Here is a 25,410-nt window from a genome sequence, read left to right on the forward strand (position 1 = left end):
TGTGGCTTTATTGCGGTGATGAATACTTCTCATTGTGGATATTTTAGTTGCCGCGCAGTATAGAGTTGATCGATCAATACAAAAAATCCAGCAGCAATGACTAAAGCAATCCCTGTCATGCAGGTGGTGGTCCAGCCGCCATGATGCCATGCAAATACGCCCAAAGCTGAACCACATGCACCACCGACAAAATAAAAAGTCATGTAAATTGAATTGATTCGAGAGCGTGCAATCGGGTTGAGTTGGAAAATAATATTTTGATTACAGCTATGTACCATTGCCAAACCGAGGTTGATTAGACCATAGCCCAAAATATAAAAGGCGAGGGAGCTTCCACCCATATACAGCAGTCCCCAACTGAGGGCTAAGATGCTACAACCGAGCCAGGTTAATTTTCGGTTGAAACCCAAATCCGCCCAACGCCCAATCCATTGTGTTGATAGGGCACCAAACACACCAACTAACGTTACAACACCGACCCAAACATCTGCCAAATGAAAAGGTGGCTCAGTCAGTAACATGGCAATGGTGGAAAACAGCATACTCATCGCAGCAAAGACACAGCCCCCAATCAGAGATCGGAAAATTAACCGTGGCTCATGTTTGAGTAATGCGCCCATGGATTGGAAAACTTGGCTGTAGGGCATCCGTGTGATGCTGACCACAGGCAGACGCTTTTTAAGTAAGACGGCTAATACCAACATCAAGAGCGCACTGAGGATGTAAATCGATTTCCAATGAAACAGATAGGACAATAAGCCAGAGAGACTGGTCGATAACAGAATGCCGACCAATAACCCACTCATTAAAAAGCCAACAACTGCCCCAATTTTTTCAGGTCGAATCACAACCGTGACCAAAGGGATGAGGACCTGAGCAGCCACTGAAAATAGCCCGGTGATAATGGTTCCTGCCCAAAGCATGTATAGATTGGTCGAAAAAGCACAGAGGGCTAAACCCACAGTCGCACCAAGCATAAGCAGAGGAATAAATTTGGCTTTATTTACAATATCGCCAATCGGCACAATAAACAGTAGACCCAAAGCGTAAGAGATCTGCGCGAAAGTGACGGTAAGCGCCACTTCAGATTGTGGAATTTGAAAGCTCTGTTGGATAGAAGCCACTAAAGGTTGGCAATAATAATTGGCACCCGCACATAAACCACATGCAGCAGCCATAAGCCACAACAGGGTTTTATCATGGCTAATGTCGATCGAGGCTTTCATAAATTGTCCAGATATTGGGCGGAAGCGTATGCAAAGAATTTGCTGCCACGCTGTTGTGGTCACTATAAGGAAAATCAAACAGGTCTTAAAGTGTTTCTCTGTGAATTGTATCCACGCACGCGTTTAGGATTTCTTACTGAGACTGATCATCAAGACACCCAGCATATTCAGACCGCAACCGACCCATTGCCATAGGTTTAAGTGTTCATTCAATAAAGCGACGGCCAGTAAAATCGTTAAAATGGGCCCGATAGAGGCGATCATGGCCGATTGTGCTGCCCCGAGTCGGACGATACTTTGCATCATCAAAATGGTTGGAAGCACGGTTACCAATAGTCCTAGCGCTAAACCATACAGCCAGACTTGACTCGGGAGTTGTTGGAGCAAGGCGATAGGCTGTGGTGTTGCAAATAGAAAATGAATAATCGTCCCAACGCAGGCAATGCTCAGAGCTAGACCAGTAAAGTGTAAAGAACCAAACTTTTGCATGAGGCCTGGCGTGAGTAATAAATAAATCGCAAACAACACGGCACTGGCAAAAACCAAACTACATCCGAGCCAAAAGTACTGATCATGTGGTGTGGCATTTTGTTCTTGTAGCATCACTAAAACTGTCCCGCCATAACTTAAAATCAGGGCAAGAATGGTTTTAAAACTTAGTGGCTTTTTGAATAAAACAGCGGAAGCCAGCACGGTTAATGTGGGATATAGGAAAAGTATAATTCGTTCAAGCGAAGCACTGATATACATCAAGCCACGGAAGTCGAGCCAGCTCGAAAAGTAATAGCCGATTAAACCGGAAATGAGCAAGAGCACCCAATCTTTTCGTTGAATCGTTTGATAAGAACGTCGACTCAGCCATGCAATGACCAAGAAAAACGGCAATGCACTCATCATGCGTAAAGCCATGAGGACAGTGGCATCGACAAGAGGAGAAAGTGCATAGGCTTGCTTAATAAAAATTGCTTTGGTACTAAACAAGAAGGCAGCAATCAGCGCAAAAATTGCACCGATGAAGTGCGGACTAAGGTTTCTTGACATAAGTTTAGGTGTGCCTCATGACGACTGAACGAATTCGACAGCATTGTTCTGATAAGTTTGAACTGTCATTTTGATTATAAAAAATGCATCGTGCGAGTAAAAATGCAAAAAAAGAATAGTACTTATTCCTTTATGCATAAGGGATTGCTAGATCAAACATGAAAAACAGCGGAAGAAATGACCAATTTGGTTTTGAATTTTTTAATCTCAACATGACTCGGCAGGTCAAATATATCAGGCTGAAACATTTAAGGTGAAAATTGCACATAAATGGTGCAATAGTGTTTTTTAGGGATAGAAAGTCAGTAGCGATATCATGATGCTAAATATTCAAAAAATTATTTTTTTAGCTAAAAAAGTCAATTCTAAGACTTAAGGCGAAGCATCAGGTGGGGAGGGCAAGACTTCGATAAACCCGAAACGTGCGCAAAAATTCATCGAATATTCAAGCTGACCGATTTGACTAGACTGTGGTAGAAAAAAGTCAGTTTTCAATACCAGTCAGCACGTCAAAACTGTCAAATGAGTCAACGAGCTGATGCAGTTTGAATGAACGACTGGCTTTACCTGACTTAAGTCGATTTTTCACGACACGTTCAGGTCATTCTGTGTTGAATGAAAATGTCACAATGATCAACGCACTGAAACAATCTGCATTAAAACTAGCGAAATTATTTATGTTTTTGGTCTTAAGTAATATTAAAAAGTTATAAATAGGATAAAAATGAGTAATAAATCGACAAATAAAACTGAATAAATGAAATATCGCACTATTCTTTTCATGAATCATGAGTTCAAAATATGGGCATTTATTAAATAAATATTGGGTAGTATTTTAAAAAAGTTCAATTAGAATCCAAAAATTGTACAAAAACACATCCTGAGGGGAGACATCGCGGATTGCGATGTTTACTTAAGAAAAATTAGCTTGAGGAACGCTCATGCAGATCGGAATTCCAGCCGAAACTGTTGTCGGTGAAAATCGCGTCGCTGCGACGCCTGAAACAGTAAAGAAGTTGATCAGCGCTGGTCATAGCGTCGTTATTGAACGTGGAGCAGGGGTAAACGCTGCTTACATCGATAGCGCCTATGAACAAGTTGGTGCCAAAATTACGGATGATGCCTATACCGGTAGTCAAATGATTTTGAAAGTTCGTGCACCTAAAGGTGACGAAATTCAAAAACTCACAGCGGGTACCACCGTTGTGGGGATGTTTGACCCTTACCGCAACACCGAACTTGACCAATTTGCGTCACAAAACGTGTCTGCATTTGCATTGGAACTTTTGCCACGGACCTTATCTCGTGCGCAAAACATGGACGTACTTTCATCTCAAGCCAACCTTTCAGGTTATAAATCTGTGCTTTTGGCTGCGGCAGAATATCAACGTATGTTCCCAATGTTGATGACAGCAGCAGGTACAGTAAAACCTGCACGTGTTGTGATCATGGGCGTAGGTGTTGCAGGCTTACAAGCTATTGCAACAGCGAAACGTTTAGGTGCCGTAGTTGAAGCAACTGACTTACGTCCTACAGCACGTGACCAAGTTGAATCTTTGGGTGGTAAATGGTTAGACGTACCAATGTCACCAGAAGAGCAACAAAAAGCAGCTGATGCTGCGAAAAATGGTTATGGCTGGATGCCGGGTGAAGACTACATTCGCGACCAAGCGATTATTGTTGATAAAGCCGTATCGAATGCTGACATCGTGATTACGACTGCATTATTGCCGGGCCGTGACGCACCACGTTTAATCAAAGCAGAAACTGTTGCCAAAATGAAACCGGGCTCAATCATTTTAGATATGGCGGTTGAAACTGGCGGTAACGTTGAAGGTTCTGTCTGCGGCGAAAATGTCGTGACTGCAAATGGTGTGAAAATTCTCGGTATCCCAAATATTCCTTCAACAGTTTCGACTGAAGCGTCGGCACTGTATGCACGTAACGTTTTGAATTTCATTGAAACCATGTTTGATAGCGAAAAGAACTTCGCGATTAACCCTGAAGAAGAAATTCAAAAAGCACTACTTGTCACTCATGGCGGCCAAGTGCTGCTGAAACGTGGTTAAGGAGAATCATCATGGTTGAAACGATTACTATTTTTGTCTTGGCAATCTTTGTTGGTTACTACGTGGTTTGGGGGGTAACACCTGCACTACACACACCATTAATGGCTGTAACCAATGCTTTGTCATCGATCATTATCGTTGGTGCGATGATTCAAACCGTTGGTATCCCAGGTATTGTGGATGCAAGCGTACAGTTCCAAAGCATTAACGTGGTGAGTATTTTAGGTGCGATTGCCGTTTTCCTTGCAAGTATCAACATTTTTGGTGGCTTTGCGGTGACTGCACGTATGCTTGAAATGTTCAAACCTAAGCAAAAGAAAAAAGAGGGTTAATCCATGGAATTCATTAAAGAATATGCGGATTGGTTCTACCTGATTGGTGCCGTTCTTTTTATCTTAACGTTGCGTGGTTTGTCTGGTCCGAAAACTGCGATTCAAGGTAACCGTTACGGCATGATCGCAATGGCGATTGCTGTAATTACTACATTCTTTGTTGCAGATCATCCCGTGATTTGGATGATTGTGGGTGCAATGGTGTTGGGTGCAGTCGTAGGTATTGCACGTGCAAAAACAGTTCCGATGACGCAAATGCCTGAAACTGTGGCACTGATGCACTCATTGGTCGGTTTGGCTGCGGTACTGATTGCGATCGCTGCAATTCTACATAACAACCAATTGACTGCGGCATTCGCAGGAAATGAAGCGGTATTAACAGCTGCGGGTGTAGAACATGCCCACATGAGCAAAGTTCATTTATTTGAATTGTTTGTAGGCTGTTTCGTTGGTGCGATTACCTTCACAGCATCGGTATTTGCTTACGGTAAATTGGCTGCGAAGAAATGGGCAAAAACCATTTCAGGTGGATGGGTAAAACCTGTTCAAGCCTTAATTTTCCTTGCGATGTTGGCGTGTGGTATCTACTTCTTTACCACAGGCAACATGAACGCATTCTGGGCAATGACTGTTCTTGCACTTGCATTTGGTTGGGTATGGATTGCGCCAGTAGGCGGTGGTGATATGCCTGTGGTGGTATCGTTACTAAACTCGTTCTCAGGTTGGGCAGCAGCAGGGATTGGTTTCACGCTTGAAAACAACATGCTGATTGTTGCAGGTTCACTGGTTGGTTCATCGGGTGCAATTCTGTCTTACATCATGTGTAAAGCCATGAACCGTTCAATCATCAACGTTTTGTTTGGTGGTGCAATGGGTGGTACAGCAGTAGCGGCGGCGGATAATGGTGAAAAAGCACAGCGTAATCACCGTTCAGGCTCTGCAGACGATGCTGGCTTCTTGATGTCAAATGCGGATAGCGTGGTGATCGTACCGGGTTATGGTATGGCGCAAGGTCGTGCACAAAATGCCGTGAAAGAATTGTGTGAAATCTTAAAAGAACAAGGTGTAAAAGTTCGTTTTGCGATTCACCCAGTGGCAGGTCGTATGCCGGGTCACATGAACGTACTTTTAGCTGAAGCTGATGTTGCATACGAAGACATTCTTGAAATGGACGAGATCAACTCAGACTTCCCAGCAACAGATGTAGTACTGGTGATTGGTGCGAATGACGTGGTGAACCCAGCGGCAAAAGACGATCCAAGTTCTCCAATTTACGGTATGCCAATCCTTGAAGCGCATAAAGCACGTACCATTATGGTGATCAAACGCTCTATGGCTACAGGCTACGCAGGTCTAGACAATGACTTGTTCTATAACGATAAAACGATGATGATCTTCGGTGATGCGAAGAAAGTTGTGGAAGATATGACAAAAGCCATTAATGGCGGCGGTCATTAATCCATATTGCCAAAGTCCCGCTGTGATAAAGCGGGATTGAGGAAGATTTAAACCACCTTCGGGTGGTTTTTTGTTTTCTTCGCTTTTATTTTCTTGGCTTTTGATTAATGTATGCTTCACACTAAAAGTACACAAATATTTAGCGCATCAGGTGCTTGAATCAAATTGATGCGTATTTTGAAACCAAGGTGCAGATCGATGCGCTGTTTTGTTTCATTAAATTTTGTTTCAGAGATTCAAAATATTGTCACGAACTGGTTTTGTGACGCAATGCATTGAAAAATAATTAATTGTCTGAAATTTGGTATTCTTTTTGCACAGCATGGTTATTCTTGGGGGAATAATCATGAAAAAAACATACTTGATGGCACTGTTTCTGAGTGTCCTGACATCGACTGCATGGGCAGTTGACCCGCAAATCGCCAGTAATATTCAAGACATTCGTATTTCGCTCGACAGTATTTGGGTGGTACTGGGCGGCATCTTGGTGTTCTTTATGCAAGCTGGATTTGCCATGATCGAAAGTGGTTCAGTTCGCAGTAAAAATACCGTGAATGTACTCATGAAAAACTACATGGATGCCTGCTTAGGTGGTCTGGTGTTTTGGTTGATGGGTTTTGGTCTGATGTTTGGGGTCAATACCACGGGCTGGTTTGGCTTAAGTCATTTTGCACCCGATCAACTGGATGACTGGCACTGGAACCTTCTATTTTTCCAAATGATGTTTGCTGCAACGGCAACCACTATTGCCAGTGGTGCAATGGCGGAGCGGATTCATTTTGTGGCTTATGTGGTGAGTGCGGCCGTTGTGTCAGGTCTGATTTATCCTGTCTTTGGTAGTTGGGCATGGGGCAGTTTATTTGGCGGAGACGGTTGGTTAAAAGCACTCGGGTTTATCGACTTTGCAGGTTCGACCGTGGTGCATTCTATGGGCGGCTGGGTGGCTTTAGCTGGCATCATCGTACTGGGCCCACGTTTGGGGCGATTTGGACGCAATGGGCAAAGCCATTATTTACCGGGGCATAACTTACCTTTAGTGGCATTAGGTGGTTTTATTTTATGGTTAGCATGGTTTGGTTTTAATGCAGGCTCGACCATTAATGCCAATGTCAGCGTAGGACGTATTGCTTTAAATACGCATCTTGCTGCGTGTGCGGCAGCGGTTGCATATATGTTGCTCTGCCTCATCCGATCTAAAGCCATTTTGATTCGCAGTACGATCAATGCCTCACTGGGTGGTTTAGTTGCCATTACGGCAGGCTGTGCAACGATGTCTCCACTCTATGCGGTCATCACCGGTTTATGTGCAGGTGTCATGGTGACCTTCCTGCCAATGCTCATGGAAAAAATGAAACTGGATGATGTGGTGGATGCGGTGACGGTACATGGTTTCTGTGGCGCATGGGGAACATTGGCTGCAGGGATCTTCCTTGAAAATAATATGTTTAATGGCGATGTCATCGCGATACAAGGGCTTGGAGTGATTGCTGCCTTTTTATGGGGCTTTGGCGTTGCGTTCATTGTATTTAAGGTCTTGGATCAATTGTTGGGTGGCTTACGGGTGAGTAAGCAACATGAACAACGGGGTTTGGACTATACCGAGCATGCTGAATTGTCTTATCCCGAGTTTCAAAAAGATGTGACTTTTGAAACGGATGATATGACTAAACGTCATTAACAGGAGTAAAGCAATGAGCACCGAACTGTTGAATTTGGCACAACGCCGCGAAGCTTTAGAAAAAGGCTTACAACAATTTATTCATGGGACTTTACTCGACAGTGCGCTACGGCACTGGGAACAGCAGTACAGCATGAAACCGTCATTTGTATTGAATCGCTTCTTAAATGATATCTGTACCACAGAGGAGCTTCGCTTTTATCGTAAAGATATGCTGAAGCAAGTTTTGTATGAGTTATCTACCTTAGAAAAGCAGGAACTGTTACGGGTTGAAAAACCGCAGGAGCAGGAGCAAGAAGACGAGCTCATTGCAGAAACGATTAGCGAGGCCTTTTTAGGCTTTATCGAGTCAGTCATGCTGACGGTGAAATCTACAGATCAGGCTGATTTCACCCAAGATGTGATTGAGCAATTAGAAGAAATCGGGCTGGCAATTGCGGCAAATGCACAAATAAATACGGCGAGTTTTGTCGAGTTTTTGCCCTTGACCAGTTATGCCAAAGTTTTAACGAGCATTTATGAAGTGTATTGTGACTTTTATGGCCCGATGCGTGCAGACCAAGTTTATGCACAAACCAAGCTGAAAATTAAAGCCAATTATCCTGAGGTGGATTTACACCAACTGCTTTAGTGTCGGGGGTAAAACACCATGAAGCTGATTGTCCGTGTATAAAGTGAAGGGATAAAAAAAGCGACCTAATTAGGTCGCTTTTTTCTGGAAGCTTAAGCTACAGTTTCTGGAGCTGTACGCCATAAGCTTTCTAAATCATAGAATTTACGTGCTGTAGGTAACATCACATGTACCACTACAAAACCGAGATCAATCAGGATCCATTCTGCATCACGTTCGCCTTCAACACCGATAGGGCGGAATCCAGCTTTACGTGCTTCTTCTGCCACGTTGTCTGCAAGAGACTTAATGTGACGAGTTGAAGTACCGCTCGCAATAACAATCGCATCTGCTACGTTGCTGATAGTGCTGATATCAAGTTCAATAATATCTTTGGCTTTTACATCTTCAAGTGCTTCACGTACAACAGCTAAGCAAGCTTGTACGTCTTTGATTTGCGTTGATTTTGCGAGATCGAGAGAATTAGAAGCGCTGGGCGATGGTTCTAAATTCATAGAGGGTATGATTTCCTGACAATTTTACATGATCTAATATAGCGGTTTTGTTGCTGAATTTCAAATCAACACGTCATTGACCATTGGCTAAATGAGGGAAGTATTTGTCTTTCCAAGCAAAAGAATGTGATGAGTTGCTTCTTGGTCGGTATTCAGCCGCGATGTAACCTGTATATTGGCTTTGATCTAACCATTTAAAAATCTCTGCAAATGGAATCTGCGCTGAGTCAGGTTCATGTCGCCCCGGACAGTCGGCAAACTGTATATGACCGATATCCTGAATATTTTCTGCCAAAGTACTGAGAATATCTTCACCCATCATCGCCATGTGGTAGCAGTCATATTGCATCTTCAAAGTAGAGTGTTGTACAGCTTCAAGCATTTCCTGAGCTTGGGCAATATTTTGCACCAAAAAGCGCGGCATATCAGTGCCATTAATCATTTCAAATACCGGTTGAATATGATGTTCGGACAACATGTGGCATGCCAGTTTAAGGTTGCTCGACAAGGTATTTAAACATGGGAGTAAGTCTGCATCTTGGGGCTGTTTGCCGGCTAAAATATTGACACTCGGTACATTTAACGCAGTGGCATAGCGAATACATTGCTCTAAGGCCTGATGAAATTGATTTTCACGCCCCGGAACTCCCGCAAGACCATCGCCGCCTTGCATCAAATCACCCGCAGGGACATTAATTAAACACAGGCTTAAATCATTGATAGTGAGCTGGGTTTGGATTTGCTCAATACTCAGCTCATACGGAAACTGAATTTCTACATGCTTAAAACCATGTTCACGAGCCAAAGCAAAACGCTCTAACAACGGCACTTCGGTAAAAATCATGGATAAATTAACCGCGAGCTGAGTCATGTATATCGTCCTTGAAGCAATTTACTTCTAAAGTGAAAGTCGTTAGTTTTGTTCGACATGTTGAATGATGGTGGCTAAATCTTTTTCTGCAAAACCATTGTCCTGATGGGCTTTGAGTTGCGATAAAGCAAGGCTGGCAACAGGGATGCTTAACTCAAACTCGGCGGCCAGTTGGACTGCATTATTCAGGTCTTTAGATAAAGTTTGAACTTTCCATTGCACAGGCTCGAACTGATGCGTTGCCATGCGTGGGGTTAAAATCTGAAAAGGCTTTGAATCTGCAAATCCACCTGCAAGCGCTGGTGCTAATAACGTGGTGTCTACACCTGATTTCTCGGCCAATGCGACAGCTTCTGCGATTAACGTGCTATTGGCAGCGACGATCAGCTGATTACAAATTTTGGTGGCTTGACCTGTACCTGAGTCGCCCATGCGAGTAACACGTTGAGATAAAACATTGTAAATCAGACTCAAATCTTGAATCGTTTCAGCATCACCACCGGCAAAGATGACCAAGGTGCCTTGTTCAGCACCGGCTGTGCCCCCCGAAACAGGAGAGTCAATCCAAGTGACTTGTTTCAACGTTGCAGTATGAGCCAATTGATGGGTTTGATTTACAGAAAGACTCGAGAAGTCGACAATAATTTGTCCTGCCGCTAAATGGGTTTCGATGCTTGCATACACCGCGGCAACAGCAGCATCATCTGCGAGACAAGATAAAACCACAGGATAATGGGCAATATTCTCCAATTGAAGCGCCGTCGCGCCAATCGCAATCAACTCATCACACGCAGCGGCAGTTCTGTTCCACACCGCAACTTCAAATCCTGCCTGAATGAGGCGCGTGGCCATGCGGCTACCCATCAGCCCCATACCTAGAAATGCAATTTTTGTATTACGATCAAACGCCATGTGCTGTACTCAATCTATCCTGTGTGACTATTTTACTTATATTGGCGTGGTAAAAACTGAACCTCTGGGTTCTTGTCTTTTTTACGTGCCAATTGGCTGTTTTTGCCGAGCAGTAATTTAAATTGCCAGATTTTTTCTAAGCGTAAAGATCGTTTTGGACTATGTTCCATGGCATCTAGTACTTGTTTTGCCGCTGCCAAGGCATCTGGTGAGCGTTGTGATAATTCTTCGGCTAATTGCTGCGCCTGAAGCAAAGGCTGTTCATTTAAATGTGTTACTAAACCAATATCCTTGGCATATTCTGCGTCAAAAATACGTGCTGTAAGGGTTAATTCCTTGGCTAAATCCAGTCCAATCACACCTTTGAGCGAGCGGGTTAAACCCATATCAGGGACTAAGCCCCAACGACTTTCCATAATCGACATTTGCGTTTTCGGGTGGGCAATACGGATATCGGCAGCCAAGGCAAGTTGCATGCCTGCACCAAAGCAAAAGCCTTCAAGTGCGGCAATCACCGGCACAGGAAGTTGTTGCCAAATCAGAAAGGCTTTTTGAAATAAACTTTGACCGGGCTTTAACAGTTCCCACGCGGCATAGGCACGATTTTTTGGATCATTGAGGTCAGCCAAATCAATGCCAGCACTAAATACATTGGCTTCACCCGTTAAAATGACACAGCGTAAGCTACGATCTTTTTTTAATTTTTCAGCGGTGCTGACCAATTCTTTGAGCAATGCAAAGCTCATTGCATTACGTTTTTCTGGACGGTTTAAGTAAACCGTTGCAATGCCATTATTTTTTTCTACACGTAATAAAGCCATGGTAATTACTCTTGTTGTTTCTGCGCCCGAGCATAGCATGCACCCTGACAGGATACATGACAGTGCAGTCACAACAGAAGCTGGACGGCACTGACTTTAGTCGGACTGCGCTTAATTATTTTGTTTGGCTAAGATTTGTTGAGCCGCGTGTTCAACTTGAGCCATGACATTTTTTAACTCATCAAAACGGTTCAGGGTTTCTTGAACAAAAGCTTCATCTGCTTTACGGCGTTCCTTACGTAAGGTCGATACAAATTGCTCAAATTGACCTGAAACCTCTTGGAGGGTCGGAGCGCCCACATAGCGGGTTGCACCATAAAGCCGATGTAGCACATGCTCTAATTGTGGAAAATCTTCATCTTCGATGAGCTGTGCCATTTCATGGGTTTCTTGCTCAAAGCTATCGACGAGCATTTTCAGTAAATCGACCGCAAGGTCTTCTTTATTCGCGGCCAACTGCAAGCTTTGCTGCCAATCTAAAATACTTGGCTCTAGGGCTTCAATCACCGAACTGAGCTCTAAAACCGGTACTTTCTTAAAGTTATCGGTAGTCCATTGAGTCAAGATTTGAATAATTTGATCCATTTGAATGGGCTTGGTGACATAGTCATCCATACCGCTTTGTAGGAGCTTTTGTTTTTCATCGGAGAGCGCATGTGCCGTCAAAGCGATAATTGGAAGGCGCTTATGATTTTCAAAAGTCGACTCAAGTGAACGAATGGCACGCGTGGTATCGACACCTGACATCACTGGCATTTGAATATCCATAAAGATGAGGTCAAAAGCCGTCAAACCTTGCTCTTGGCGAGCCTGAATGATTTCTATGGCTTCTTGTCCACTCAAAGCCTTGGTGGTTTTCACATTTAACTCAGAGAGCAGGGCTTCAAGTACAATCAGGTTCGGTAAATGATCGTCGACAGCCAAAATGTGCAGACCTTGACCATTAAATTCTTCATGTTGCTCTTGATCAAACCACGGCTCATTACTCAACAACTGAATCAGCGCTGTACGGCTGAGGGGTTGATGCAATGGGCGAGCACGGTACTCGTTCAACATGTTTGGATCGAGCATCATTTGGTAGCCATAAACCGCTAAGTTACCGCTATAACGATGACGAATTTCTTTGAGTAAAGCTTCGGAGTCACCACTATGATCGACGATCAACCAGGTATTTTCGTTGGTTTGCAACTGATTGAGTCGGCTAAATAAATCTAGGATTGACTGCGTTTCAATATGTTCAACATCATAATTTTCTAAATAATGACGCAGGACATTGGCAGTTGCTGGATGCGCCAAATAAGAAACAACTTGTAGATTGCTAAATTGTGGATGCACAATTTCAATTTCTTCATCGACCACAAAGCGCGCAGTAAACCAGAAGGTTGAGCCTTTTTCTGTTGGGGCACGTTCTTGGTTATCTTCAAAACCAATTTGTCCATGCATCAGGCTGACCAATTGTTTGGAGATGGCAAGACCTAAACCTGTACCGCCAAATTGACGGGTAACAGATGCATCACCTTGCGAGAAGGATTCAAACAGTTTCTTACGGTCGGTACCGCTTAGGCCGATACCACTGTCTTGTACACTAAAGTGCAGCAGACATTGACCGATGTCATCATGCTCCATACGGACACGGACAATAATTTCACCATCTGGAGTGAATTTAATTGCATTTGAAATTAAGTTGGTCAAAATTTGCTTGAAGCGTAGGACATCACCAACCACAAATTTCGGCACATTGTCCGCATAGTAGAAGGTCATATCGATGTGTTTTTGTGCTGCCAATGGCGACAACATATCCATCACATCAAAGACGGCTTCTTCTAAGTCGAATTGCGCAGTTTCGAGTTCTAGTTTGCCTGCATCGATTTTGGAGAAATCAAGCACGTCATTAATTAAAGCCAATAAATGCGCTGAAGATTTACGAATCGTTTGTAGATATAAATTTTGCTCATTACTGAGGTTGCCTTGGCGCAGTAAAAGATGAATAAAGCCATCAATACTGTTAAGTGGCGTGCGCAGTTCATGGGAAATATTGGCTAAGAACACCGACTTCGACTGATTGGCATGGATCGCTTGGTCACGAGCTTGACGATAGGTGATGTTTTGCACTTCCAAAGTATCGAGGGTGCGTCTTAAGTCATCTTCAGTTTGTTCGGTATGTTCACGTAACTCTAAGAAACTGAAATGCAAGCGTTTAACCACATTGGCAATATCACGCTGTAATAAACGGAGTTCGCCAGTACTGTTAATGATCATGTGCTGATCTAGGGTGTCGGCATTTAAACGTTGTAACTGCATACGAATTTCGTACATTGGTGCAATCCAACGACGTGAATAGAAATTCAAACACAGCAAAAGTAATAAGAGCGTCAATAAACCTGTTGCAATCAACACGATTAACACGCGATAGCGGGCAATTTGCAGCGGTTGATTATCCAGTTCAATGCTTAACCATGCCGGCGTCTGGGTTGAATCTGAAATTTTCAGGGCATAAACATGGTTACCCTGATGTGGAATTGGTCCAATAAAAGATGCTTTACTGTCAAAAGCAGGCCAAATAGCTTGATCTTGAAAGCCAATGCTCAGGCGGTTATTGCCTTTGAAATCTATAATCGCAGCACGAATCAAATGTTTTTCGTTCAACATGCTTTGCATGGCATTACGAGCTTGATCAAACTGCCACGGATAATGGTTGAGTAACTCTATGGCAGATTCTGACGTGGGTTGATAGCGCGTCAGGATCGCGACAGCCATTTGTTTTTGTTGTGCTTTGGCTGCATTGGAGGTTTCTGTTATTACCAACATTGCACCGACACAAGCCAAAATGGTGATCGGCACGAAAATAAGTGCAATCAACTGACCATAGGCATGATTTAAGTGTAGGCGTTTAAAAAGCTTTTTGTTGATATTTGACATGGTTTAAGCAGTTTATTCCTTATGCCCCGAATATTAGCATGGATTATTTAAAACTGATTGTGCTTTAATCACTTTCGCGAAAAAGCGAGGCAAATGGGTGCAGGCAAAGGCATTTTTTCATACAATAGGCGCACCTCGATATAGGTGTGAATAATGAGTAATACAACCCCTGATTTTCAAGCAGACGATTTTTTATTAGACCATTACGTCGGCAACACGCCGTTAGTGCGTTTACAGCGTCTGGCAAGTCATACTCAAGCAACAGTATTAGCCAAGTTAGAAGGCAATAACCCAGCGGGTTCGGTCAAAGATCGCCCTGCATATAACATGATTATGCAAGCGGAAAAGCGTGGTCAGATTAAACCGGGTGATACGTTGATTGAAGCGACGAGCGGAAACACAGGGATTGCTTTAGCTATGGTTGCAGCAATGCGTGGCTATAAAATGACCTTGATCATGCCTGCAAGTTCTAGCCAAGAGCGTAAAGATGCCATGCGTGCCTACGGTGCTGAACTGATCGAATCTGAAAACATGGAAGAAGCACGTGATCTTGCCCTTCAAATGGAAAAAGACGGCAAAGGTTTAGTCCTAAACCAGTTTGGTAACCCGGACAATGTGGAAGCACATTACCTCACTACGGGTCCAGAAATTTGGAAACAAACAGGCGGTAAAATTACACATTTCGTCAGCTCAATGGGAACCACTGGGACCATTATGGGGATTTCGAAATATTTAAAAGAACAAAATCCGGATATTCAAATTGTCGGTTTACAACCGTCTGAAGGCTCAAATATTGCTGGTATTCGCCGTTGGCCACAAGAATATCTTCCTACGATTTTTGACCCTTCACGTGTTGATCGTATTATGGATATTCCGCAAATTGAAGCGGAAAAAACGGCTCGTCGTTTAGCACGTACAGAAGGTATCAGTGCAGGTACCTCATCGGGTGGTGCGGTATGGGCTTCAGTTAAATTGGCTGAAGAAAATCCGGATGCCGTGATTGTTTGCATCGTATGTGACCGTGGTGACCGCTACTTATCTACTGGTCTATTCTCTGTTGTTGATCCTGAATAATTACAGTAGCCGATCGGCACTGGTGAGTACTTATGCGTTTACCTGTTTTAATTTTTGATATCGAAACACTGACAGATTTGAAGTCAGGTGCGCATTTGTATGGACTGGATCTGCCTGAGGTGGATTTAGATGCAGCGCTGACTAAACTGCGTCGCCAAGAGGCGGGCACGGATTTTCAGCGTTTGGCCTTGCATGAAATTGTCTGTATCTCTGGACTATGGATTGATGAAAAGGGCATGAAGTTGTTTTCATTTAGCCGTGAAGACAATAGCGAAGCTGAAATTTTAAAAAAATTCGTATCTATTTTTGAAAAGCGTCATCCGACCTTGGTCAGTTGGAACGGTTCGCAGTTTGATTTGCCTGTGATTTTGTTCCGTGCCATGTATCACGGACTATCTGCGCCAAGTTTGTTCGATCAGGGCGAGATTGATACGCAAAAGCGCTATAATAACTACCAGAATCGTTATCATCATCGTCATGTAGATTTGATGGATGTCATGGCCATGTTCCATGGTCGTCATTTTCAAAAACTTGATGATGCAGCACATTTACTTGGTTTCCCTGGTAAACGTGGTGATGGTGGCTACCATGTGCCTGAATATGTACGTGAACAACAGTGGACGGAACTGACCAGCTACTGTGAAGGCGATGTGCTCAATACATGGTTGATTTATTTACGCTGGCTGTTGCTGAAAGGGCAGTTATTGTTGAATGATCATCAGCACCTGATTCAAAGTACGATTCAATATTTACAAACTCAGCCGCAACACGCTGACTTTTTATCGGTATGGCAGCAAACCTCGCAACGTACCGAATTCACTCAATCTGATTTCCCATCTTCCACACATTAGGTACGCATGAAACACAAAGCCAAACCCCAAAAAGCCCAACAACCCATTTATACATTTCAGGTTGAATCGCTTTCACATGAGGGGCGAGGCATAGCGCACTTTGGGACGCATCCAGATCATCCTACAGAAAAACACGGTAAGAAAGTATTTATTCGTTATGCCTTGCCGGGTGAAACCGTGCGTGCGCGTATTACCAATGTCGTTAAGCGTCTCGAAGAAGCAGACAGTCTGGAATTGCTGAGTGAAGAGTCTGCTCTACGGGTAAAACCTACCTGTTTACATTATGGGGTCTGTGGTGGTTGTAGCATGCAGCATATCCATCCCGACGAGCAAATTCGTTTAAAACAAGATGTTTTACAATCACATTTGCAACATTTTGCCGGCATTCAGCCTGATCAATGGTTAGCTCCTTTACGTTCATTGCGTGAAGACTACCGTCGTAAAGCACGTATTGGTGTGCGTTACCTACCTGCAAAAGATAAGCTCGTGGTCGGCTTTCGTGAGAGCCAGTCAAATAAACTGACTTCGATTGACCGTTGTATGGTGTTGGATCGTGAGTTTGGCTCAATCACCACACTCAAACAATTGTTACAAAGTTTGCAAGGTAAAGCAGATATTGGGCATATGGAACTGGCCATGGGAGATCAAGAAATTGCCCTCCTGATTCGTCATACGGCGGAACTTTGCGCGGAAGATGTCAACCAATTAGTAAAATTTGCGTTACATAAAGAGTGGCAACTGTACTTACAACCTGAGGGACCGGACAGCTTACATCGCGTGGATCATCCCGATGCACCGATGCGTCTGCACTATGGTCTAAGTGACTTTGCTGTGGAATTTGGCTTTAATCCTCAAGACTTCACGCAAGTGAATTCCACGATTAATCCGCAAATGGTGAAACTGGCATGTGAATTGCTTCAGTTACAACAGGGTGAGCGAGTTCTAGATCTGTTTTGTGGCTTAGGAAACTTTTCTTTACCACTTGCTCAATGTGTGGGTTCAACGGGTCAAGTCGTTGCAGTTGAAGGGAGTGCAGAAATGGTTCAGCGTGGTGCAGAAAATGCACAAAACAATGGCCTTTCGCAACTGAAATTTTATTCACAAGATTTAACAAAAGATTTTTCGCATCATTCTTGGGCAAAACAAGGATTTGATGCATTATTGATAGACCCACCACGTTCTGGTGCAGAAGAAATAATGCGTTATGTGCCCAAATTTGGTGTAAAAAGAATCGTTTATGTGTCATGTAATCCTGCAACACTAGCACGCGATGCTGGGATGCTGGTACAACAAGGCTACCGTTTGAAAAAAGCGGGTGTCATGGACATGTTTACCCATACAGGGCATGTCGAATCGATTGCTTTGTTCGAAAAAGAAAATCAGATAAACGATCAAAAGTTATGAAGCGTAGAAAACTAGGAGTAGGGTATGGTCACAGTACGTGAACAATTACCTGGACGTCTCAATGAGCTGTCTCAGGAAACGACTGTAGAACATGCCGAGCAAGCACAGCATGATTTAGCTGAATGGCTAGAGCGTGTGAGTGGCATGTTTGACGGGGCTCCTCTAAAGCAACTCGAAGAAGTTGCCCATCTGACCTTACAGAATGAACTTGAAACAACGGTCAACCATCGCTCAAATACCTTCTATACGGGTATTGAAATGGCGGATATTCTTGCTCATCTGTATGCGGATGAAGATACGTTATCAGCAGCCATGCTGTATCGAAGTGTTCGTGAAGGCGTAACCAGTTTAGAAGAAGTCCAAAGCAAATTTGGCGATCAAGTGCATGCTTTGGTGAAAGGCACGCTTGCCATGGGTAAGTTGTCTGACCTGATTGAGCAAAATAAACGTTTAGAAGATCATTTTAATAATAACCAGCGTGAACATTTGACCGGCATTTATAAAATGCTGATTTCGGTGACCGAAGATGTTCGCGTTGTATTAATCAAACTTTCTGAACGTACCTATGCATTACGTGAGTTAGCGCATTCAACCAAAGAGCGTCAAGAGCGTGTCGCACGAGAAATTTTAACCATTTACTCGCCGCTCGCGCACCGTTTAGGGATTGCACAGCTTAAGTGGGAGCTTGAAGATCTCGCTTTCCGTTATCTAGCACCTGAACGCTATAAAGAAATTGCCTCTTTACTGAATGAAAAACGTTTAGAGCGTGAACAATATATTCAGTTCGTTACAGAAAAGTTGCGTAAAGAACTATTAGATCATGGCATTGAGGCCGAGATTAATGGTCGGGTGAAACACATTTATTCGATTTATCGAAAAATGAAGAGTAAGAACCTAAGCTTTGATCAGCTTTATGACATTCGAGCGGTTCGTGTTTTGGTGGATAATGTACCTGAGTGTTATCACACACTGGGGATCGTCCATCAGATTTGGCGTCATATTCCGCATCAGTTCGATGATTATATTACCAACCCGAAAGCCAATGGTTATCGCTCACTGCATACGGCCGTGATTGCAGAGAACAAATCTTTAGAAGTGCAAATTCGTACGCACAATATGCACGAAGAAGCTGAACTCGGGGTGTGTTCGCACTTTAACTACAAAGAAGGTTCTAAAACCACAGATTATTCATTTAATCATCGCTTACATTCTTTGCGTGCAGTGCTTGAACATTATCAAGAACGAAATGATGCTAGCGCCCATAAAGAAGATGAGGCTTCTGAAAACTTCGAACAAATCCAAGAGTTTGAAGATTTTGAGAAAATCTATGTGTTTAGTCGTGATGGTGATATCAAAGAATTACCACGCGGTTCGACTGTGCTCGACTTTGCCTATCATGTGCATACTGAAGTGGGCAACAAGTGCTATGCAGCACGGGTGAACCAACGTTATGTACCTTTAACCTATACCCTAAAAACTGGGGAACAGGTCGAGATTTTAACCAAGAAAGATCGTGAGCCTAACCGAGATTGGTTGGTAAACTCGCTGGGTTATATCAAGACGGCTCGTGCACGTGATAAGTTGCGTCATTGGTTCCGTCAGCAAGACCGTAGTAAAAACTTGGAAGTGGGACGTGAGATTCTGAATAAAGAATTGTCACGTTTGGCGATTCACCCGAAAAGTATCGATTTGAATGATTACTGCAATCATTTTAATGTGAAATTGGGTGAAGATATCTTGATTGGCTTGGTGAGTGGTGACATTAGCCTGCATGCCTTAATCAATCAGGTTAACCGTCATATGCACCTCGATCAGGATGAGCCTGAACTGGTGTTAAAACCGACATTGAACCCTCGTGCAAGTCATACGCTTTCGGCGCATGGTATTTTGATTGATGGTCTGGACAATGTAGAACTACACATTGCTCAGTGTTGTCAGCCTGTGCATGGTGAATCGATTGCCGGTTATATCACCCTGAATCGTGGCGTGAGTATCCATAAGGTCGCATGTCCGGATTATATCCGTATGATTGGACAAGAGCCTGAGCGTGCGGTTGAAGCGGATTGGGAAATGCAGCCAACTCGCGGTCAAAGTGTGCAAATCGTGGTGGAAGCTTATGACCGTCGTGGTTTGCTTAAAGATTTGACTCAAGTGATTTTCTCAGACCAAATCAACATTCGTCAGGTGAATACGATTTCCGAAAGTGATGGTATTGCCAATATGAAGTTATTGATTGAAGTGAAGGGATTGGCGCAGTTGTCGAAACTGTTGGCACGTCTAGAACAACAACCGGGCATTATCAGCGCCCGTCGATTGGTACAAGGTAGCTAAAAATAAAGCTGTATAAAAAACCCGCTGCGTGCGGGTTTTTTATTATATTGGGGGAGAGAAATTATAAAATTGAATGCTTATGCTGCCTTCAGAGCTTTTTGAAAAGCGTCGACAGAATCTAACACAAGCCATTGACCACTGGGTGGCAACAGGCTCTTTTAAAAATGGCAAAGCCGTGTGTGAACATTTTGGCTTAGCAGTTCCTTTAATTTCCCAATTATTAAATAGTCATCGGCAGATTGGAGAGAAATTTGCACGTGAGTTAGAGTCACAATTGGGACTCATTAAGGGAAGTTTAGATAATGAAGTTCAGTTTATAGAACAAGACAAGCGCACTAAGGAGCAAGTAAGTTTAGTCCTTTTTGAAATGCAGGTGGTTGAGACACAGGCATTTTCATTAAAACCGATTTCAAATAATGCATCTCAATATTCAGCATTATTTAAAAACACTCAAGACCTGTATTTCATTCGAATCACAGCGTCGTATTATACCCCTGTATTACAAGAGGGTTGGCTTGTGGTCTGTGATGAACGGCGAGGAGTGGAGAGATCGGATCTAGCCTGTGTATATTTGCGGAATGGTTTAAATCTTATTTTAAACATAATGCAGCAAACAGATGATACGTGGCAATTTGCAAGTCTAGACCAAAAACGACAGGTGGAATTCCTGCAATCAGATATTGAAAAATTACATCCTATTATTGCGATCTTACCTAGCTCATTTATTTAACGTAGTCGCATAAAAAAACCCATCCGAAGATGGGTTTTGATCTGAACTATAAGTTGAAAAGCTTAAGGAATCTCTTCTTCTTCAAATTCAGGCTTCACTTGTACAATGAAGTCTTGACGGTTTAGACCACGCCATAGCGCGAAGGCTGTACCAATGTAGATTGATGAATATGTACCCACAAATACACCAACAAACATTGCAACAGAGAACCATTTCAGACCATCACCGCCCAGTACCATCATCGCTACAACAACCAATAACAGTGTCATAGAGGTGTGAATGGTACGGCGAAGTGTTTCAGTCAAAGCACTGTTCACAACTTCGAGAGGTTCTGCACCGCGAATCTTACGGAAGTTTTCACGAATACGGTCAGATACAACGATGTTATCGTTGAGTGAGAAGCCGATAATCGCGAGTAGCGCAGCTAAAACTGTTAAGTCAAACGGCCACTGCATCATTGCAAAGATACCAATGGTCACCACGATATCGTGGAATAAAGACAGTACAGCGCCCATCGCAAGTTTGAACTCAAAGCGAATAGTGACATAAACCAGCATGAGCAGTAGGGCAAGACCTACAGCACCCGCAGAACGCACGTAGAGTTCATTACCGACTTGACCACCCACCACATCAACTTTATGTACTTCTGCTTTATTGCCCGGCAATTGAGCGGCAGTCGTAATGGCTATGGTTAAGTCTTCAGCTTCAATGTCTTTTTGAACTGGCATACGAACCATCAGGTCGCGGTCAGATCCTAAAGTTTGTACTACAGGATCTTTAAAACCAGCTTTTGTCAGCGCTAAGCTCACATCGGTAGATTTTACTGGTTGACTATAGTTCAACTCTGCTGCTACACCGCCAGTAAAGTCCAAACCGAGGTTTAGACCTTTGGTGCAAATAAAAAAGATACTTGCGAGCGTTAAAATAATTGATATCAAGGCTGCCGGTTTGGCAATCTTCATAAACGGAATAATGCGCTCGTTGTCAGGACGGCCGTATTGTTTCGGTTGAGTATTTTCAGTCATCTTCGATCTCCTAAATGCTCAACTTCTTCAGGTTACGTTTTTTACCATAAATGATTTGTACGATTGCACGTGTCACAGTAATTGCTGTGAACATTGAGCAGACAATACCAATCATTAGGGTAACCGCGAAGCCTTTAATTGGGCCTGTACCAATTGCGAACAGAATGAAAGCAACCAGGAATGTGGTTAAGTTGGAGTCAAAGATGGTGTTATACGCACGATCATAACCCGCAACAATCGCCTGTTTCGGCGAGGCACCCCATTTAATTTCCTCTCGTATCCGCTCACAGATCAGTACGTTGGCATCGACCGCCATACCAATGGTAATTACGATACCTGCAATACCCGGAAGGGTGAGGGACGCGCCAATCCAAGACATAATGGTTAAAATCATGGCAAGGTTAACCACGAGTGCAAAGTTGGCAATCAAGCCGAACACACGGAAGAAGACCACCATCCAAATCGCAACCAATAAGAAACCGATTTGAGTTGATAACACGCCTTTGTCGATGTTTTCTTGACCGAGACTCGGACCAATCACACGTTCTTCCACGAAGTACATTGGCGCTGCCAATGCACCTGCACGTAACATCAATGCAAGTTCAGATGCTTCTTGAGGTGAATCCAGACCAGTAATACGGAACTGAGAACCCAATACGGCTTGAATCGTTGCAGCATTGATGACCACAGATTCGGTATAAGGTGTACGAACTTCAGTTTGTGTGCCTGTTGTAGGATCTGCAACATAACTAATTTTTTGTTTGTTCTCGATGAACAGAACAGCCATTCGTTTGCCTACAGCATTACGAGTGGCTTCAGACATCAACTTACCGCCCGCAGTATCCAAAGTAATATTTACTTCAGCACCACCTGTATCTTGGCTAAAGCCTGATGACGCATTTTGTACACGTTCACCTGTTAAGATACGGTTACGGTTAAGCAATAATTGACGACCGCTGTCCAAAGATTCATAAGCAAATGCTTCTGTACCTGGCGGTAATGAGCCTTTTGCTTGACCTGTGTAAGGATCGATATATTGATCATTTAAGTCAGAAACTAAGCGGAACTCAAGGTTTGCAGTACGACCAAGTACACGTTTTGCTTCAGCAGTATCTTGTACACCCGGTAATTCAACCACAATACGGTTGCTACCTTGAGTTTGTACTAATGCTTCCGCTACACCTAACTCGTTAATACGGTTACGTAAAGTTGTTAAGTTTTGGTTGACAGCATAAGACTGAATTTCTTGTTTACGTGTATCTGTGTAGCTTAGACGAAGAGTCGAACCTTCAGTTGTTGCAACCGCTTGTTGAGTATATTCATTGCCGTTACGACGAAGGAAATCCATAGCTGCAGAACGGTCATCATTATTTGCAAATTGCATCGTAATGGTGTTGTTGTTCAAAGATAAGCTATTGAATTTTAATTTATTGTCACGAAGTTGGCGACGTAAGTCAGCCGCAGACGTTTCCATACGTTGTGAAATGGCTTTATCCATATCCACTTCGAGTAGGAAATGTACACCACCACGTAAATCCAGACCCAGCTTCATTGGTTTAGCACCAATTTTTTGTAGCCATTCTGGGGTAGTAGGCGCAAGGTTTAGTGCGACGACATAATTTTCACCGAGCCCACGACGTAGTGCTTCTTTCGCTTTTAATTGTTGTTCGCTCGAATCAACACGTAATAAAGCGGCATTATTGGTGAAGCTATTGTCATGGCTGGCAATATTTTCAGATTTTAAAATCTGCTCTGCTTTTTGTACGATGCTTTGGTCAATCTGGGTACCGGCTTTGGCACCTGAAATTTGAACAGCAGGTTCATCAGGATACAAACTTGGCAGGGCATATAATGTACTGATGACTAGTACCACTAGAATCAGTAGATATTTCCATGCTGGGTAACGCATTCGTTTTCTTCTTAAAATGAAAAAAGCCGTGCGGGTGCACGACTTATTTTTTGATTAAAGGTTATTTAGAGTGCCTTCAGGCAGAACTGAAATCACACTTGCGCGTTGTACTTTTACTTCTACGCCACGGTTCAGTTCAACAACTGCAAAATCACCTTCGATTTTTGTGATTTTACCCATTAAACCGCCCGCAAAAACAACTTCACTACCAACACCTAGGCTTTCAATTAGTGCACGATGTTCTTTTGCACGTTTTGATTGAGGGCGCCAGATCAAGAAGTAGAAGATTGCGACAAATACCGCAATCATCAACAGGTTTGCCATCATGCTCGGTTGCTGTGCAGCTTCACCTGCCGCGTGAGCAGTAGAAATAAAAAGGCTCATTTCATTTTCCTAAACTAAAAAAACTGGTTATCAATACTTTGATAAATAAATTGGACTTGTTCAGCAATTTACCTTGTCTTTTTCTTCAGCGCAAATGCTGAAAGAATTAATCTTGAGGACAAGGTGGCACTTCCATGCCGCGACGACGATAAAAGTCTTCAACAAACTCATCAAAAGTGCCATGATCGAGAGCATCACGCATCGCTTCAGTCAGACGCAGGTAATAACGTAAGTTATGAATAGTACCGAGCATCGAACCGAGCATTTCGCCGCATTTCTCAAGATGGAAGAGATAAGATTTGGTGAAATTTGTACAGGTATAGCAGTCGCAATGTGGGTCAAGCGGACTTTGATCATGACGATATTTGGCATTGCGAATACGCACTAAACCGTCAGTCACAAAATAATGACCATTACGTGCATTTCGAGTTGGCATCACACAGTCAAACATATCGACACCGCGACGAACTGCTTCTACGATATCTTCTGGTTTACCGACACCCATCAAGTAACGTGGTTTATCCGCAGGCATTTTCTCTGGAAGATAATCTAATACTTTGATCATTTCTTCTTTAGGTTCGCCAACAGACAAGCCACCAATGGCATAACCATCAAAATCAATTTCTTTCAGACCATTTAAAGATTCATCACGTAAATCTTCATACATGCCGCCTTGGATAATACCAAATAGTGCATTACGGTTTTTCAGCACGTCATGATGTTGAGTCTTACAACGTTTCGCCCAACGCAATGAAAGCTGCAGTGATTTTTGCGCTTCTTCATGTGTCGCAGGATAAGGCGTACATTCATCAAAAATCATCACGATGTCTGAATTCAGTGTGTGCTGAATATCCATCGAAATTTCAGGAGATAAAAAGACTTTAGAGCCATCAATCGGAGAGCGGAAAGTCACGCCCTCTTCTTTAATTTTGCGCATAGCGCCAAGACTGAAGACTTGGAAACCGCCTGAATCTGTCAAAATCGGGTTATTCCATTTCATGAATTGGTGTAAACCACCATGTTCACGAATGACATCTAGGCCTGGGCGAAGATATAAATGGAAGGTATTGCCCAAAATAACTTGGGATTTAATTTCTTTAATGTCACGTGGGAGCATGCCTTTTACAGTACCGTAAGTACCGACAGGCATGAACATAGGTGTTTCAACAACACCATGTTCAAGGGTTAAACGGCCGCGACGAGCACGGCCCGATTGCGCCAATTTTTCAAACTTCATACAAGGTCCAGAT

General features: G+C 43.2%; 21 protein-coding genes. 10 read left to right on the forward strand and 11 right to left on the reverse strand.

Going from position 1 to position 25,410, the window contains the following annotated elements; translation table 11 throughout:
- Nucleotides 1-29: 29 nt before the first annotated feature.
- A complete protein-coding gene (locus tag FTU12_RS11755) occupies nt 30-1,226 on the reverse strand; it encodes an MFS transporter (RefSeq protein WP_180114433.1) in 1,197 nt (398 codons plus the stop codon).
- Between the two features lie 123 nt (nt 1,227-1,349).
- Nucleotides 1,350-2,267, reverse strand: coding sequence for a DMT family transporter (locus FTU12_RS11760; RefSeq protein ID WP_180114434.1), 918 nt, complete (start codon nt 2,265-2,267; stop codon nt 1,350-1,352).
- 941 nt (nt 2,268-3,208) lie between these two features.
- Between FTU12_RS11760 and FTU12_RS11765 the strand changes: the two genes are divergently transcribed.
- From FTU12_RS11765 to FTU12_RS11785, 5 genes are all read left to right on the forward strand, one after another.
- Nucleotides 3,209-4,336: a Re/Si-specific NAD(P)(+) transhydrogenase subunit alpha gene (locus tag FTU12_RS11765; protein WP_078191288.1), complete on the forward strand. Its 1,128-nt coding sequence runs from the start codon at nt 3,209-3,211 to the stop codon at nt 4,334-4,336.
- Nucleotides 4,337-4,347: 11 nt separating this feature from the next.
- Nucleotides 4,348-4,668, forward strand: a complete 321-nt coding sequence (locus tag FTU12_RS11770) for a proton-translocating transhydrogenase family protein (protein ID WP_078191287.1) — start codon at nt 4,348-4,350, stop codon at nt 4,666-4,668.
- Nucleotides 4,669-4,671: 3 nt separating this feature from the next.
- The gene (locus tag FTU12_RS11775) at nt 4,672-6,126 is read left to right on the forward strand and encodes an NAD(P)(+) transhydrogenase (Re/Si-specific) subunit beta (protein WP_180010925.1); all 1,455 of its coding nucleotides are present in this window, start codon (nt 4,672-4,674) and stop codon (nt 6,124-6,126) included.
- Nucleotides 6,127-6,472: 346 nt separating this feature from the next.
- Entirely contained in the window at nt 6,473-7,804 is a 1,332-nt protein-coding gene (locus tag FTU12_RS11780) for an ammonium transporter (protein ID WP_180114435.1), read from the forward strand.
- A 13-nt stretch (nt 7,805-7,817) separates the two neighbouring features.
- Nucleotides 7,818-8,435: a hypothetical protein gene (locus FTU12_RS11785; RefSeq protein ID WP_180114436.1), complete on the forward strand. Its 618-nt coding sequence runs from the start codon at nt 7,818-7,820 to the stop codon at nt 8,433-8,435.
- A gap of 92 nt (nt 8,436-8,527) precedes the next feature.
- Here FTU12_RS11785 and rsfS read toward each other — a convergent pair whose 3' ends face one another.
- The 5 genes from rsfS to FTU12_RS11810 all read right to left on the reverse strand — a co-directional run bounded on the left by rsfS (nt 8,528) and on the right by FTU12_RS11810 (nt 14,452).
- Nucleotides 8,528-8,929: a ribosome silencing factor gene (gene rsfS, locus FTU12_RS11790; RefSeq protein ID WP_078191283.1), complete on the reverse strand. Its 402-nt coding sequence runs from the start codon at nt 8,927-8,929 to the stop codon at nt 8,528-8,530.
- A 73-nt stretch (nt 8,930-9,002) separates the two neighbouring features.
- A complete protein-coding gene (locus FTU12_RS11795; protein ID WP_078191282.1) occupies nt 9,003-9,800 on the reverse strand; it encodes a hydroxypyruvate isomerase family protein in 798 nt (265 codons plus the stop codon).
- Nucleotides 9,801-9,842: 42 nt separating this feature from the next.
- The gene (locus FTU12_RS11800; RefSeq protein ID WP_111885450.1) at nt 9,843-10,712 is read right to left on the reverse strand and encodes an NAD(P)-dependent oxidoreductase; all 870 of its coding nucleotides are present in this window, start codon (nt 10,710-10,712) and stop codon (nt 9,843-9,845) included.
- Between the two features lie 32 nt (nt 10,713-10,744).
- The gene (locus FTU12_RS11805) at nt 10,745-11,533 is read right to left on the reverse strand and encodes a crotonase/enoyl-CoA hydratase family protein (RefSeq protein WP_168378725.1); all 789 of its coding nucleotides are present in this window, start codon (nt 11,531-11,533) and stop codon (nt 10,745-10,747) included.
- A gap of 111 nt (nt 11,534-11,644) precedes the next feature.
- The gene (locus FTU12_RS11810) at nt 11,645-14,452 is read right to left on the reverse strand and encodes an ATP-binding protein (RefSeq protein ID WP_180114437.1); all 2,808 of its coding nucleotides are present in this window, start codon (nt 14,450-14,452) and stop codon (nt 11,645-11,647) included.
- A gap of 153 nt (nt 14,453-14,605) precedes the next feature.
- Between FTU12_RS11810 and cysM the strand changes: the two genes are divergently transcribed.
- From cysM to FTU12_RS11835, 5 genes are all read left to right on the forward strand, one after another.
- Nucleotides 14,606-15,526 (forward strand): cysteine synthase CysM, encoded by a 921-nt coding sequence (gene cysM, locus FTU12_RS11815; protein ID WP_078191278.1) that lies wholly within the window; start codon nt 14,606-14,608, stop codon nt 15,524-15,526.
- A gap of 32 nt (nt 15,527-15,558) precedes the next feature.
- Complete coding sequence (locus tag FTU12_RS11820; protein ID WP_078191277.1) at nt 15,559-16,377, forward strand: 3'-5' exonuclease; 819 nt, start codon at nt 15,559-15,561, stop codon at nt 16,375-16,377.
- A 6-nt stretch (nt 16,378-16,383) separates the two neighbouring features.
- Nucleotides 16,384-17,781 (forward strand): 23S rRNA (uracil(1939)-C(5))-methyltransferase RlmD, encoded by a 1,398-nt coding sequence (gene rlmD / locus FTU12_RS11825; RefSeq protein WP_180114438.1) that lies wholly within the window; start codon nt 16,384-16,386, stop codon nt 17,779-17,781.
- A 24-nt stretch (nt 17,782-17,805) separates the two neighbouring features.
- Nucleotides 17,806-20,112, forward strand: a complete 2,307-nt coding sequence (locus FTU12_RS11830; protein WP_078194183.1) for a bifunctional (p)ppGpp synthetase/guanosine-3',5'-bis(diphosphate) 3'-pyrophosphohydrolase — start codon at nt 17,806-17,808, stop codon at nt 20,110-20,112.
- Between the two features lie 79 nt (nt 20,113-20,191).
- Nucleotides 20,192-20,842 carry a hypothetical protein gene (locus FTU12_RS11835; protein WP_180114439.1) on the forward strand — a complete coding sequence of 217 codons (651 nt, stop codon included), beginning with the start codon at nt 20,192-20,194 and terminating at the stop codon, nt 20,840-20,842.
- A gap of 62 nt (nt 20,843-20,904) precedes the next feature.
- Here FTU12_RS11835 and secF read toward each other — a convergent pair whose 3' ends face one another.
- From secF to tgt, 4 genes are all read right to left on the reverse strand, one after another.
- Nucleotides 20,905-21,867, reverse strand: coding sequence for a protein translocase subunit SecF (secF, locus tag FTU12_RS11840; RefSeq protein ID WP_168378730.1), 963 nt, complete (start codon nt 21,865-21,867; stop codon nt 20,905-20,907).
- Between the two features lie 10 nt (nt 21,868-21,877).
- Nucleotides 21,878-23,776 (reverse strand): protein translocase subunit SecD, encoded by a 1,899-nt coding sequence (gene secD, locus FTU12_RS11845; protein WP_078194180.1) that lies wholly within the window; start codon nt 23,774-23,776, stop codon nt 21,878-21,880.
- A gap of 54 nt (nt 23,777-23,830) precedes the next feature.
- On the reverse strand, nt 23,831-24,160 hold the full coding sequence (yajC, locus tag FTU12_RS11850; RefSeq protein WP_078191271.1) for a preprotein translocase subunit YajC: 330 nt from the start codon (nt 24,158-24,160) through the stop codon (nt 23,831-23,833).
- Nucleotides 24,161-24,266: 106 nt separating this feature from the next.
- Entirely contained in the window at nt 24,267-25,397 is a 1,131-nt protein-coding gene (gene tgt / locus FTU12_RS11855; protein WP_078194179.1) for a tRNA guanosine(34) transglycosylase Tgt, read from the reverse strand.
- Nucleotides 25,398-25,410 lie beyond the last annotated feature (13 nt).

This window comes from Acinetobacter sp. YH12063, assembly GCF_013419715.1.
Taxonomy (GTDB): Bacteria; Pseudomonadota; Gammaproteobacteria; order Pseudomonadales; family Moraxellaceae; genus Acinetobacter; species Acinetobacter amyesii.